Raw genomic sequence first — 14,706 nt, forward strand, 5'->3', positions numbered from 1 at the left:
GGATCACTGGTCGATCGGGGCTGCCTCAAGCTTCCACACCTCGCGCGCATAGTCGCGGATCGTGCGGTCCGATGAGAAGCGTCCCGACTTCGTGATGTTGACCCATGTCTTGCGTGCCCATGCCTGGCGGTCACAGTAGTCACGCGCCATCTGGTCGCGAGCCGTGCGGTAGGCATCGAAATCACCCAGCACGTAGTACACGTCGGCCGGATCGTAACTACCTTCCAGCAGTGACAGACGCAGGTCATGGAAATCACCTGTGCCGCCGTCATCCAGCGTGCCGTCAGTCATCGCATCGAGCACACGCTTCAGTCCAGGTACGTTTTCATAGTGCCAGCGCGGATCGTATGTGCGGCGCAGCTCAGGCAACTCATCTTCCGTGGCACCGAAGATGTAGGCGTTATCCTGGCCCACAGCGTCCAGAATCTCCACGTTCGCGCCATCGAGCGTGCCCAGGGTCAGTGCACCGTTCATCATGAACTTCATGTTCGAGGTGCCCGACGCTTCCTTGCCGGCAGTTGAAATCTGCTCAGACACGTCAGCAGCCGGAATGATGTGCTCAGCAGGCGAGACGTTGTAGTTTTCCACGAAGATAACTGTGATGCGCCCGTCAATGTCAGGATCGTTGTTGACCAGATCCCCGATTGAGTTGATCAGCTTGATGATCGCCTTGGCACGTATATATCCCGGCGCTGCCTTCGCACCGAAGATGAACACGCGCGGCGGCAGGTCCAGTGACGGATCCTCCTTGAGTCGGTAGTACAGGTCCAGAATGTAGAACGCATTCATCAGCTGACGCTTGTACTCGTGCAAACGCTTGATCTGCACGTCGAAGATCGCATCAGGATTGACCTCAATGTCCTGGCGGTTCTTGATCCACTGAGCAAAGTCAACCTTGTTGTCATGCTTGATGTCGATCAGTCGCTGCAGAACACTCTCGTCAACGCTGTCAGTGAACTGTGCGAGGACGTCAAGATCGGTGACCCACTGGTCTGAGCCGGTCACCTCGTCAAGCAGGGCGGACAGGCGCGGGTTGCACTGACGCAGCCAGCGACGAGGGGTCACACCGTTCGTCTTGTTATTGAAACGCTCGGGCCAGATGTCATGCCACTGACGCAGCGTTTCGCGCTTGATAATTTCTGTATGCAGCGCGGCCACACCGTTAATCGAATACGACGCATAGCAGGCGATCCACGCCATGTGCACCATGTTGCCCTGGACCGGAGCCATGTAGTTGATGGTTCCCTCGTCGATGCCGCGCTCAGTCATGTCGATGCGGAAGCGGCGGTCGATTTCGCGCACAATTTCCATGATGCGCGGGAAGAGGCGATCAAAGATCGATGTCTCCCACTTCTCCAGCGCTTCAGCCAGCACCGTGTGGTTCGTGTACGCGAACGTGTGACTGACGACGTCCCATGCTGCTTCCCACGTCCAGCCGTACTCATCCAGCAGGATTCGCATCAGTTCGGGGATGGCCAGAACCGGGTGAGTGTCGTTGAGCTGAATCGCGTTGAAATCAGCCAGCGTTGTCAGGTCGCCCTCGTGCTGGGCAATATGGTTGGCAACAATGTCGTGCAGCGAGGCGGCGCAGAAGAAGTACTGCTGGCGCACGCGCAGGATCTTGCCCTCGAACGTGGAGTCATTGGGGTACAGCACGCGTGAAATGTCCGCGACGGCTTCACGCTCGACAATGGCGTCAGTGAAGCGCTGCGAGTTGAACGCGTCGTAGTCGAATTCTTCAACCGGCTCAGCACGCCACAGTCGCAGCGTTCCCACGTTGCGTGTGCCGTATCCGGTGATCGGCATGTCGTAGGGAATGGCTCGCACATCCATGTCGGCATAGTGAATGATGCGCTGTTCTTCCTCGCGGCGCACAATGAAGGGGTAGCCCTCCTCCATCCACGCATCGGGCTGTTCACGCTGGAAGCCGTCCTCAAACAGCTGCTTGAACAGGCCGTAGCGGTACAGGATTCCGTAGCCGTTCACCGGGTAGTCCAGTGTGGCGCAAGAGTCGAGGAAGCAGGCTGCCAGTCGCCCGAGGCCACCGTTGCCCAGCGCTGCATCCGGTTCCTGTTCCAGGACATCGGACAGCGTCTGGCCAAAAGAATTGACGATCTTTTCTGCTTCATCCGTCAGGCCGAGGTTCGACAGGTTATTCAGCAGGGCGCGACCCATCAGGAATTCGGCCGAGAAATAGTGTTCCCGTCGTTTGGTTGCATACAGACGGTTGGTACGATCCCAGTCGCTCGCGACGCGGTCAACAACTGCCGCAGAAAGGCCCTGCCACATTTCCATGAGGGTGGAGCGATCTGCTGGTCGACCTGAAAAGGAGCGGACTTGCGAAGTGGCTGCATCAGCCAGGCTATACGACATCTAGTAATCAATCCCTTCAGTTAGACACGCTGCAGCAGCTGAAGCACCCGCGTGTAATGCGCTGAATCATTCTCACACACAGCAGTCTAGTGGTCCCTGCATTCAGCGTCGAATGGTGAATATCTCCGCTGAATGCATGGTGAGAAAATTTCATTGACGTTTCACGTGGGGTCTCGAACGTGTCATGGCTCAGTCACGTTCAGCCTTGATGCGACCACAAGATACGGCATGGGAATTCTTCTTGGCGATGCGCACACCACCCATGGTCCCCCACGTGCCTCCCAAATTCAGTACCCTAACAGTGTGAGCCACAAATCTTCTCGACCACTCGACATGACCGTGACACGCATCCCCGCGGTGGAACTCTCCCCCGTTGTGGAAGGCGGGCGACTTCCAGCCAAGGCGACCGCCGGTGAGCCATTCCCCATTCGCGCAACGGTGTTTCGCGAGGGACACGACGCCTATCAGGCCGAAGCGGTCCTGATTGACCCCGACGGACATGACCACACGATTGCTCCGATGATGGATATTGCACCCGGTCTGGATCGCTACGAGGCATGGGTGATGCCTGACCGACCCGGCAACTGGTCATTTTGCATTCAGACGTGGTCAGATCCCTACGCTACGTGGCGACATGATGCCACCATTAAAGTCGATGCCGACATTGACGCTGACCTCATGCTGGAAGAGGGCGCACGCCTGTTTGAGCGCATGATCGAAGGGAGGGCACTGGCCAATTCTGACCAGCAGGGTCTGGCTGAGCCCCATGCGCGCGTCCTCCACAGTGCAATCTCCATCATGCGCGATGCCACCCGATCAAACCAGCAGCGCCTGTCGGCCGGGATATCGTCTTCTGTGCGCCACATTGTGCGTCAGTACCCACTGCGTGACCTGGTCGGTCGCACTGAGGCCTATCCGCTGCATGTCGCGCGCACCCGCGCCCTGGTGGGCTCCTGGTATGAGATTTTCCCCCGCTCAGCCGGCGCATTCCAGCGCCCTGATGGCACATGGGTCTCAGGCACACTGCGCACCGCAATTGAGGAACTCGATCGCATCAGTGCGATGGGATTTGATGTCATCTACCTCACACCAGTTCACCCCATCGGCACGACGTTCCGCAAGGGCAAGAACAATACGCTGAATGCTCTGGAAACCGATCCTGGTTCCCCCTACGGCATCGGGTCAGATGAAGGGGGCCACGACGCGATTCACCCTGACCTGGGAGATTTTGACGATTTCGATGCATTCGTCGCTGCCGCGCACGAACGCGGCATGGAGGTCGCACTCGACTTTGCCCTGCAGTGTTCACCGGATCATCCGTGGGTCAGGGACCATCCCGAATGGTTCTCGCAGCGAGCCGACGGCTCCATCGCATATGCGGAGAATCCGCCCAAGAAGTACCAGGACATCTACCCCATTAACTTCGATCACGATCCTGAAGGCCTGTTCGAAGCGATCCACGACCTGTTCCGCCTGTGGATCGCACACGGCGTGAAGATTTTCCGAGTAGACAACCCGCACACCAAGCCAGTGAACTTCTGGAAACGCATGATGGACACGCTGCATCGCGAATATCCAGACGTGATCTGCCTGGCTGAAGCATTCACTCGCCCCGCCATGATGCGCACGCTGGGTGCCGTCGGTTTTGACCAGTCCTACACGTACTTCGCGTGGCGTACCTATAAGAAGGAGATCGAAGAGTACCTCAAGGAAGTCTCCGAGCAGACACCGCACCTGATGCGCCCGACATTCTGGCCAACGACGCACGATATTTTGACGCCGCAGATGACCGAGGGCGGCACCGCCATGTTTGCAATCCGCGCGATTCTGGCCGCATGCGGCGCTCCGACGTGGGGCATCTACTCCGGCTACGAGCTGGTCGAATCGGTACCGCGCCCCGGTTTTGAAGAACAGATCAACAACGAGAAATACGAGTACCGTCCGCGCAGGTGGGAGGATGCGGAGCGCACGGGTATTCCTCAGTTGCTCACCCTGCTCAACACTGCACGAGGGCGACATCGTGCCCTGCAGCAGCTTCACCAGATCAGCATTCACCGTACATCCAACGACCAGTTGCTGTGCTTCTCACGGCACATTCCCGGACAGTTCACACCTGATGGGAACCCGGACACGGTGATCGTGGTGGTCTCACTGGATCCGCATCATGAAGTGTGGGGCTCTGTTGATCTCGATGTCAGCGCGCCCGGCATGGAGCTGCTCAACGCTGGCCACGGCGGCGGGTTGAACCTTGTCGATGAACTGGACGGCATGGAGTACCGCTGGGGTGCGTCGAATGTGGTGCGGCTGAGCCCGTGGACCCGCATCGGACACGTTTTTGGGGTTGAACAGCAACAGTAGAATGCACCGCGCGCCTCCAGGCGCCGCGGGTCCCACTCACCGGGCATGAAATGCGTACACACCGTGCATCAGCGCGCCGTAACTGGCAGTATGATGCCATGACCGTTGATGATTCATCGCGCGCTGAACTGGACGCCGCACCTGAGACGACGACCGCCACCTCCAGCCGTTACGCGCAACTCTCACCATTCCACAATATGACGGTGGACCAGCCACACGAGGATGAAGCCGCCCTCGTCCCTGTGGCCGACGACCCCAGTTGGTACCGCCACGCAGTCTTCTATGAGCTGCTGATCCACTCTTTCCAGGACTCCAACGGCGACGGCGTGGGTGACATTCCCGGCCTGATCTCGCGGCTCGACTACCTCAAGTGGCTCGGTATCGATGCAATCTGGCTGCCCCCGTTCTTTCCTTCCCCTCTGGCCGACGGCGGCTACGACATTTCCGACTACAAGGGCATCGACGAACGCTTCGGCACGATGGATGATTTCCGTGCCCTCGTGGAAGCCGCACATGAACGAGGCCTGCGCATCGTGCTGGACATGGTCATGAACCACACGTCCGACCAGCACCCGTGGTTCCAGTCTTCACGCTCCGACCCGAACGGACCGTACGGCGATTTCTACGTCTGGCGTGACCGACCCAACGAATACGCCGACGCGCGCATCATTTTCGTGGACTCGGAAGTATCGAACTGGACGTGGGATGAGGAGCGCCACCAGTTCTTCTGGCATCGTTTCTTCTCACACCAGCCGGACCTGAACTATGAAAACCCTGCGGTGCGCGAAGCCATGAAAGACGTGGTGCGTTTTTGGTGCACCACCGGTGTGGACGGCTTCAGGTTGGATGCCATCCCCTACCTGTTCGAAGAAGAAGGTACGAACTGCGAGAACCTCCCGGCCACGCACGAGTTCATCGCGGACCTGCGCGCAATGGTCGAAGAAGAGTTCCCCGGCACCGTCATGATTGCCGAGGCGAACCAGCCGCCTCACGAGGTTGTCGCCTACTTTGGAACCGATGAGGCACCCGAGTGCCATATCTGCTTCCACTTCCCGATCATGCCGCGCATTTTCGCCGCACTGCGCGAGGAATCCTCACACGGGCTGCGCGAAATCCTGGCTGCCACCCCTCCCCTGCCCAAGGGTGGCCAATGGGGTGTTTTCCTGCGCAATCATGATGAACTGACCCTGGAGATGGTCACGGACGAGGAACGCGCCAGGATGTATGAGTGGTACTGCCCTGAAGAGCGCATGCGTTCCAATGTCGGTATCCGTCGACGACTCATGCCACTGCTGCATGCCTCGCGCCGCGAGGTTGAACTGGCCTACGCGCTGCTGCTGTCCTTGCCCGGTTCCCCGTTCCTGTTCTATGGCGATGAGATCGGTATGGGTGACAACGTGGATCTGCCTGACCGTTTCGGCGTGCGCACCCCTATGCAGTGGGATGACACGCCGACGATGGGCTTTTCCGATGCCCCGCAGGATCAGTGGTTCCTGCCGGGAATTTCATCACCGACCTATGACCAGCGCGCAGTGAACGTGGCCGAGCACGCCACCCGCCCGACCTCGATGCTGAACTGGACGCGCAAGATGCTGAACACGCGCCGCAAGCATGCGCCGTTCGGATTTGGTGACATGACGCTGCTGTGGTCCTCTGACGATGCTGTGCTCGCGTTCTTGCGCCGAGACGAATCCGAAACGATTCTGTGCGTCAACAACCTGTCCACTGAACCGCACTCCGCGAAGATCCACCTGCCCGGCATGGCCGGCTGGCATCTGTACGATCTTGGATCGGGCAACGCGTTCCCGGATGTGCGTGACGATGAGACGGTGGACATCACGCTGCCGCGCCACGGCTTTTACTGGCTGGGCGTGACGTTCCTTGAACCAGAAAGTGAGGAAGAAGATGAGTAACGCACCGTCTTCCATTCAACTCCTGGAAGCGATCGCCCCGTGGCTCACGTCGAGGCGATGGTTCCCACGCACCAGCGACCGCACATTGCAGGTCATTGGCGAGCTCAATGCCGATTCAGGCTATCTGGAACCGCCGGGAACTCCGGAGTCCGATTCCGGTGATTTAACGTCAGTTCGCCTGCTGATCATCCAGGCCGGCTCGCAACTGCTCAACGTCCCCCTCGTTGTCGTTCCGCAGGCCGGAGACGACGTTGCCGAAACGTTCGACGATCCTGCGACGGACGTTGACGAGGGCGACCCCATCGGATCGATTGGTGACCTGAGTATTCTGGACGGCGTGTCGGTGTGGGCATTTTGGGACACGTGGCTGGCGATGGGTCGTGCCGTTGGAACGGTGGATGCTGACACCGTTGAACGCATGCGCGACATGCGTGACCAGGTACAGGTGTATGGAGGCGAGCAGTCGAACACCTCGGTTATTTTCCGAGGTACCACAGACGAGACTCCTGGAATCATCGCGAAGGTACTGCGCGTGCTCACGGAGGGTGCTCACCCGGATGTTGAGGTGCCCACCGCGCTGTGCAAGGCTGACTGGAACCACGTGCCACGCGTTTTCGGCTACGTTGCCGTCCCGGCACGCGTGCGTTCGTGGCCCAAGAAGGAATCGGAACTGTGTGTGGCGACCATTATCAGTGAGCTGGTACGCGATGGGCGCGACGGTTTCGTCTTCTTTGTCGATGGTGCCTCCCGCGGTGAAGATCTTACCGAGCAGGCACGTTCACTGGGTTCCGTGACAGCTCAGATGCATGAGATTCTGGCGAGGGCTCTGCCCACTGCTGACGGGCCGACGCCATCACAGATCGCTGCGCGGGTGCGCAACAACCTCGATGCTGCGCACGCTGAGGTCCCTGGCCTGACCGGCGAACTCGTGGATACATTGGGCCGCAAGCTGGACCAGCTCTCACAATGGGACGAGCCGCTTCAGGCGACCCGCATTCACGGCGACTACCACCTGGGGCAGACCCTGCTCAGCGATGATGGGTGGAAGATTCTGGACTTCGAGGGTGAGCCGCTGCGCCCCCTGGCCGAGCGCACCGCCCCTGACCTGCCGCTCAAGGACGTTGCCGGGATGCTGCGTTCCTTCGACTATGCGATGGCTCAGGCACGACGCCTTGCCGATGATGACTCAGCGATTGACGATGCCGTCGCTCACGAGTGGGTCAGCCAGCACCAGCGTGCGTTCCTTGAGGGGTATCACGCTGATTTCTCGGGTCGCGACGACGCACTCATGACTGCACTGATCATTGAGAAGGCAGCCTATGAGTCGATCTACGAACATAGGATGCGTCCAGACTGGCTGAGTATTCCCCTCGATGCGCTCACCGAACTGGCTGAGCGGTAAACCGGTCGACACGTGGAGCACATCGGACGGTCGTTTGTTGGAAAGAACGCCACGACCGTCCGAACGGCCACGCCGTGACCGTGTGCATGGGAAAATGAGGTCATGAACGCCTCACCGATTCCTCAAGATCCAGACCTCCTTGATACAGTGGCACAGGGGCAGTACTACCTGCCTCATGCCGTGCTCGGAGCGCACCTCAGTGACGGGTCAGTGACGATCCGCACGGTGCATCATCTGGCCGACGCCGTCCAAATTGTCACGCCCGATCAAACAGTTGACGCTGTTCACGAACGATCCGGCGTGTGGGTTGCCGTCTTTGAATGTGACGATATTCCCGACTACCGAGTGCGCGTGACCTACGGTGACCAGACGACACTGATGGACGACCCCTACCGTTTCCTGCCCACACTGGGCGAAATGGATATTTACCTCATTTCCGAGGGACGACACGAAGAACTGTGGAAAGTTCTGGGAGCACATCTGACTCACTACACCGGCCCGATGGGTGACGTCGAGGGCGTCGCATTTGCGGTATGGGCGCCCAACGCGTCTGCCGTGCGCGTCGTCGGCGACTTCAACTACTGGGACGGCACCGCCAGCGCAATGCGCTCACTGGGATCGTCCGGCGTGTGGGAGCTGTTCATCCCAGGTGTGGGCGTGGGAGCGCGCTACAAATTCGAGATCCGAGGGCCGGGCGGTAACTGGTTCCAAAAGGCTGATCCGATGGCACGTGCCACCGAGATTCCTCCGGCAACTGCCTCTGTTGTCACCGACCGTTTCCACAGGTGGGATGACGATGAGTGGATGGACAGGCGTGCTCACACCACCCCGCACACCGCTGCCATGTCAGTGTACGAAGTCCACATTGGATCCTGGAAACAGGGGCTGGGCTACCGTCAGCTCGCTGATGAGCTGATCGCCTACGTCACCGAAGCCGGTTTCACGCACGTCGAATTCATGCCGGTGGCTGAACATCCGTTCGGCGGTTCGTGGGGCTACCAGGTCACCTCGTACTACGCGCCGACCTCACGCTACGGCACGCCCGACGACTTCCGTTATCTGGTGGACCGCCTCCACCAGGCAGGTATCGGCGTCATCCTGGACTGGGTGCCAGCCCACTTCCCGAAGGATGACTGGGCGCTTGCCCGTTTCGACGGCACTCCCCTGTACGAGGATCCCGATCCGTTGCGTGGTGAACATCCGGATTGGGGAACGTACGTCTTCAACTTCGGGCGTCGGGAGGTGCGCAACTTCCTGGTTGCCAACGCGCTGTACTGGCTCGAGGAGTTCCACGTCGATGGCTTGCGTGTCGATGCGGTGGCCTCCATGCTGTATCTGGATTATTCACGCAAGGAAGGCCAGTGGCGGCCGAATCAGTACGGCGGTCGCGAACACCTGGAAGCCATCCAGTTCCTGCAGGAAGCCAACGCAACTGCCTACAGGCGTCACCCCGGCATCGTAATGGTGGCTGAAGAGTCAACAGCGTGGCCCGGCGTGACCGCGCCAACGTCAGGAGGCGGCCTGGGGTTCGGCATGAAGTGGAATATGGGCTGGATGAACGACACGCTGCGGTACATGCAGGAAGACCCTGTCAACCGTCGCTGGCACCACGGTGAACTCACGTTCTCGTTGGTGTACGCATTCTCCGAGAACTACATTCTGCCGCTGTCCCATGATGAGGTCGTTCACGGCAAAGGCTCGCTCGTTTCGAAGATGCCCGGTGATAAGTGGCAGAAGATGGCCTCGCTTCGCGCACTGTACGCCTACCAGTGGTCGCATCCTGGCAAACAACTGCTGTTCATGGGACAGGAATTTGGGCAGGAACAGGAATGGACCGAGCAGCATTCTCTGGATTGGTGGCTGCTCGATGACGATCTGCATTCCGGGTTGCTGTCGCTGGTGTCGGCTCTCAACAGGATCTATCGCGACGAGCCCGCGCTGTGGGACGACGACTACACGGGCTTTGAGTGGATCGACGCGTCAGACGGCGATCACAACGTGATCTCCCATATCCGCAAGGGGATGGGCTCCGATCACAAGCAGCACCTCCTTGTCTGCGTCACGAACTTTGCCGGCACGCCTCACGAGGGCTACCGCGTGGGACTGCCGTTCAGCGGCCAGTGGGAGGAAATCCTCAACACTGACAGCGAAGAGTTCGGCGGATCCGGTGTGATCAACATGGGGCCGGTCATCGCTGAAGATGTTCCATGGAACGGCCGGCCAGCATCGGCTGAGCTGCGCGTGCCGCCGCTGGGTGCGCTCTGGCTGCGTCCTGTCACATCTGAGAACTAGACACGGACGGCTGAGCGGACGGGCAGCAATTCCTGCCTGCTCGCTCAACCGCCCGTGAGATATGCGAGCAATGATGGAACTGATCAGCGGCGACATCACAACACTTGAGGTGGATGCCATTGTCAACGCTGCGAACTCGTCACTGCTGGGTGGTGGCGGCGTGGATGGGGCAATTCACCGCGGAGCTGGGCCCGACCTGCTCGCCGCCTGCAAGAAAGTGCGTGCCAGCCAGTTCCCTGATGGTCTTCCCGTGGGGCACGCTGTAGCGACTGAGGGTTTCAGACTGCCGGCGCGCTGGGTAATCCACACTGTCGGACCTAACCGGCATCGCGGGCAGACTGACCCGGATCTGCTACGCTCCTGCTTCACATCGAGTCTGCGGGTTGCCGAGGACATCAGTGCACGCTCCGTAGCGTTCCCTGCAATTTCAGCAGGAGTGTACGGCTGGGATATGGAACAGGTTGCGAGTATCGGCATAGAGGCGGCTCGCACCTATGAAAGCGAACAGGACGAGCACGCAATCAGGATCGTGTTCTGCTTATTTGATGAACGAGCCCTGCACGTATGGCGCAGCGTCGCCGGCGAGCACTAGACTGCCCCGACGCGCGGTCGAATCGGTTCGCGCTGGCACCTACGGTGCGACCCCACACCAGCCTCTAGATCATGAGAGCGGTTGCCAGCCTGCGACGGGCAGCGTTGACTTCCGGTGAGGATCCGGCCACGCGGAACAAGTCCAAGATGCGTGTGCGCAGCTCTTCACGCCTGTCATCATCGGTGCTGTGCTCCAAAGCGCTGATCAGAACGTCGAAGGCCTGAGCGTGCTGGCCGGCGTTAAACAGCTCATCAGCATGATCCAGGTCGTTATCCGCATTCCCAGCCGTGCCGCGCTCAAGCAGACGCACGCGCGCCAACTGGGCCTCAGCATCGTGGTCGCGCGCATTGCGCTCCACGATCTTCTCCCACGCCGCGATCGCGCCGTCGAGGTCACCTGATTCTTCCAGGTCCAACGCATGCTGGTGTTCAGGCGGTACGGGCGCCTTCACGTCCTCCCCGCTGACTGCGACGCGGCCCGTAACCCCCATCTGCTGGGCTGCCGTCAACAGTTCATCCAGGACCGGCACGACCTGTTCTTTAATCGCATTTCCCTGGAAGAGCGGGATCGGGCGCCCACCGATCAGTGCACACACCGTCGGCAAGGCCTGCACCTGAAGTGCGCGAGTGATGCCCGGAGCTTTCTCCACCTCGATCTTCACCAACTGGAAGGCGCCGCTCCTTTCGCGGACGATCTCCTCCAGCATGGACAGAAAGGACGATGACTCCAAGGAGCGTGATGACCACAACGCCATCAGCACGGGAACTGTGCGTGACGTTGCCATGATGTCCTCGAACTGAGCGTCATCGCAGTCGCGAATCAAAGGCACGTTCAGTTGCACCCCGGCATCACCGTCGACAGGAGCAGCAGGGACGCCCGAAGCGGACAGGTCAACGGCACCGTGAGAATCGGCGACCTGACGCTGCACGTGGGACTGTTCGGAGGCCTCCGCGCTGTGCGCTGCACGCGAGGCTGGTTCCCGCTGCGAATTGTGCTGCGCCATTGATGGATCACTCACTGCCACTTATTCTCCTTCGGGTTTGGTTGAATCGTCGCGCGTGACCTGCTCGATCACACGTTCAGCGCCAATGACGCGAGCTTTCTGATCGGATCCGGCCTGCGGCAGCTCAATCAAAACCGAGACCAGGTATTTTGCAGATGCCGATCCGATAACCTTGGGGTCTCCCTCGTTAATAGCCGCAGGGGAGCCGCCCAGCTGCATGGTGGATCTGGCAACCGTGCGCTGATAGGTGTGCGTCATTGCGAACGATGCGGACACGAGGGCTGATCCGTTGTTCAAGACGATTCCTGAGATCGGCAATCCCTCCGTCTGTGCGTGAGCCGTGACGGTACCGGCGGCCTGCACGGATTGTCCGAGCGATGCGATCTCGTCGAAGTGCGAGCGCGCATACTCGTCTTCTGCGAACATGTCGGATCCGGCGGTGCCAGAATTGAGCATTTCGACGTATTTTTCCACTGCTTCGCTGGGCGTCATGATGAAGCCGTCGGCATCGGCAGGTACGTATGCTGCACCCGTCTCCAGTGGGGCTGTCGTGAATTCTGAGCCGCCCAGAAGGCGCGCCCAGTTCTCCAGTTCGTAATTGGAGCGCGCATCCTGCTGAGTGATGACGTAAACAATCGGCAGTTCCCCGTCCGAGCTTTGCTCGATGTCCAGGAACATTCGCGGCCACGTCGTTGAGTTGGTCGATGTCACCATTTCCCCGGTGAGACTCAGCTGCGGCACCGTGGTGTCCTTGGCTTTGGCGAGCACGAACTGTGCACCGCGCATGCGCAGAGCCGGGTCTTTGACGCGTCCGGAAAGGGCTTCGGTCGTGCCTTCGTCACTGGCTTGGTCGAGTGCGGCCTGGATATGTCCGAGGATCGTGTTGATGCGGTTGGCATCCAGGTTGGCCGCACCGCTTGCGCCGGACGCTGGCTGTTCAGTGGCCGGTACTTCTATTTCTCCTGACGAGCAGGCGCTGACCATCGACAGTGATGCGAGCATCACCACGGCAGCGCAGATGCGGCGGCGTATCACTGTTCCTCCTTGGTCGGTCCTGTTCCGTCACGATGCAGCCAGTTCGACATGATGGACGTCCATGCGCCCTTTTGGGAACGGCCAGTGTCCTGAGGTCGTTCGGCGTCAGCTTGTGTATCGTCGCCCCGTGGATCGTCGCCGTCCTGTGAACGGTCGGTTCGGCTCGCGTGGCCAGTGCCGCTCACATGATCGGCTTCGTTTTCCGCACGGTCGCCGTCTGTCTGACGTACGAGGGTGTCGCCGCTGTCTGCTTGGTGCGCCAACGGGACGATCGGGATGAGGCCAGTGTTGAATTCGTGACCATCGATATTCACCGATTCTTCGCCGCGGGAGCGCGCTTCGCGTAATGCGCGTCGCGTCGGGAAGACCATCGGTACACGAGCCAAGGACATGTCAATGACACCCGAATCGGTGGGGGCCGAATGTTCGACTGGTTCGGCTGGCTTTGCAGTCTCAGCCGGCTCAGCAAGCTCAGCCGGTTCTACAGCTTCCTCCGACTCAGCGGGTTCGGCAGCCTGTTTCTGTTCGACGAGGTCTTCAGCTTCGCCGTTCATGGCCGGCTCGACAGGTTCAGCGGATTCAGCAAGTTCTTCCGGCTCTTCCGCTTCTTCGTACTGGTCCGCCTCTTCGGAGCGTTTCACCTTTTCACAGTGATCGTGTTCTTCCCGGTGGGCTTGCTCCTCAGGCAAGCCGTCAGCTTCATCTGTCAGGTCGGCTACCGGGACCGGCTCGCTGACATCAATCGACTCAGCCTCGTCTGCTTCATGAGTACCGTCCTCAGCTTGCGACACGTCACCCTCATCGTCTGCCTCGTCAGAAGCTTCCTCGGCGTCTGGCATCTGGGAGATGTCGATCAGGGCGGTGTCGGTGGTATCAGCCTGGTCACGAGACTTCAGCTCGTCGGCACGTGCCGCGCGGCGACGCTGGTTGCGCCAGATGATGACCGCCATGACTGCGGCGATCAGTGCCAGGACAATGGTCAAAAGCCACACGGCGATCGCTGCGATATTGGTGCGCTCAACCGGCCATGTCAACGTCAATGTCGGGGCTTTCGAACCGTCTGTCGTGGCCAGTACGGACACCGTGTCAGGAACGGCTTTCAGTGTGAGCGACGCGCTCCCCTGGCCGGCTGCCTGATCCAACCACATGTCATTATCCAACGGGTTCGCAATCGAGGCCCCCGACTGAGCTTCTTCCTTGGCAGTCTGGGCTTCGGACTGTGCCTGACCATCGGCCGTTGACTGAGGAGCAGCTGCGGATTGCTCGCCATCAGCCACATCCGACGATTGCGCCTGATTCGCATCCGTTTCCGCATGGTCGGTTACTTTCAGCTGTGTCATACCAGCTTCCAGGCCCACAACTTCGGTATAAGCCTCGTCACCGAGCCACCCGATCACATCAGGAGTGGATCCAACCACGACACTGACGGGCGTCGACGCATCGGCAGCTTCGACGGTCACTGTCACGTCTTCTGCTTTCAAAGGGAGCACACGCGCACGCGTCATCACATAGGGCTGATCTGGGTCAGCCTTGGCCTCAATGTGCTGTCCAGGTGCCCAGACGGTCAGTGTTAAAATGCCGATGATGCCAGCAACAAGAGCCACTGCTGCAACGGCTAAAGCGCTGGCGTAACGTCTGATACCACTCACAGTGTCCGCTCCTCCGCAAAAATTCCTCGTATGTCATTCACAATACAGTGCCCGTTGATGTGAGCGCAGAACCGATGGTAATAATCCAT

General features: G+C 59.8%; 9 protein-coding genes. 5 read left to right on the top strand and 4 right to left on the bottom strand.

Annotated elements, in window-relative coordinates:
• Positions 1-3: 3 nt before the first annotated feature.
• Positions 4-2,373, bottom strand: coding sequence for a glycogen/starch/alpha-glucan phosphorylase (locus QP093_RS06155; RefSeq protein ID WP_285015628.1), 2,370 nt, complete (start codon positions 2,371-2,373; stop codon positions 4-6).
• Between the two features lie 333 nt (positions 2,374-2,706).
• On the opposite strand from QP093_RS06155, the gene QP093_RS06160 reads away from it, so the two are divergent.
• From QP093_RS06160 to QP093_RS06180, 5 genes are all read left to right on the top strand, one after another.
• Positions 2,707-4,731: a maltotransferase domain-containing protein gene (locus QP093_RS06160; RefSeq protein WP_285015820.1), complete on the top strand. Its 2,025-nt coding sequence runs from the start codon at positions 2,707-2,709 to the stop codon at positions 4,729-4,731.
• A 197-nt stretch (positions 4,732-4,928) separates the two neighbouring features.
• Entirely contained in the window at positions 4,929-6,644 is a 1,716-nt protein-coding gene (gene treS / locus QP093_RS06165; protein WP_058237816.1) for a maltose alpha-D-glucosyltransferase, read from the top strand.
• Positions 6,637-8,046: a phosphotransferase gene (locus QP093_RS06170; RefSeq protein WP_285015629.1), complete on the top strand. Its 1,410-nt coding sequence runs from the start codon at positions 6,637-6,639 to the stop codon at positions 8,044-8,046. The genes treS and QP093_RS06170 overlap by 8 nt, the downstream gene beginning before the upstream one ends.
• A 102-nt stretch (positions 8,047-8,148) precedes the next feature.
• Positions 8,149-10,338: a 1,4-alpha-glucan branching protein GlgB gene (gene glgB, locus QP093_RS06175; RefSeq protein WP_285015630.1), complete on the top strand. Its 2,190-nt coding sequence runs from the start codon at positions 8,149-8,151 to the stop codon at positions 10,336-10,338.
• Positions 10,339-10,408: 70 nt separating this feature from the next.
• Entirely contained in the window at positions 10,409-10,930 is a 522-nt protein-coding gene (locus QP093_RS06180) for an O-acetyl-ADP-ribose deacetylase (protein ID WP_285015631.1), read from the top strand.
• Positions 10,931-10,994: 64 nt separating this feature from the next.
• Here QP093_RS06180 and QP093_RS06185 read toward each other — a convergent pair whose 3' ends face one another.
• From QP093_RS06185 to QP093_RS06195, 3 genes are read right to left on the bottom strand one after another with little or no spacing between them, the layout of a single operon-like run.
• Positions 10,995-11,948, bottom strand: a complete 954-nt coding sequence (locus QP093_RS06185) for a tetratricopeptide repeat protein (RefSeq protein WP_285015632.1) — start codon at positions 11,946-11,948, stop codon at positions 10,995-10,997.
• 6 nt (positions 11,949-11,954) lie between these two features.
• The gene (locus tag QP093_RS06190) at positions 11,955-12,968 is read right to left on the bottom strand and encodes a hypothetical protein (RefSeq protein ID WP_285015634.1); all 1,014 of its coding nucleotides are present in this window, start codon (positions 12,966-12,968) and stop codon (positions 11,955-11,957) included.
• Positions 12,965-14,617 (bottom strand): hypothetical protein, encoded by a 1,653-nt coding sequence (locus QP093_RS06195; protein WP_285015636.1) that lies wholly within the window; start codon positions 14,615-14,617, stop codon positions 12,965-12,967. Before QP093_RS06195 ends, QP093_RS06190 begins: the two co-directional genes overlap by 4 nt.
• Positions 14,618-14,706 lie beyond the last annotated feature (89 nt).

This window comes from Pauljensenia sp. UMB10120, from assembly GCF_030212035.1.
In the GTDB taxonomy this organism is placed as follows: Bacteria; Actinomycetota; Actinomycetes; order Actinomycetales; family Actinomycetaceae; genus Pauljensenia; species Pauljensenia radingae_A.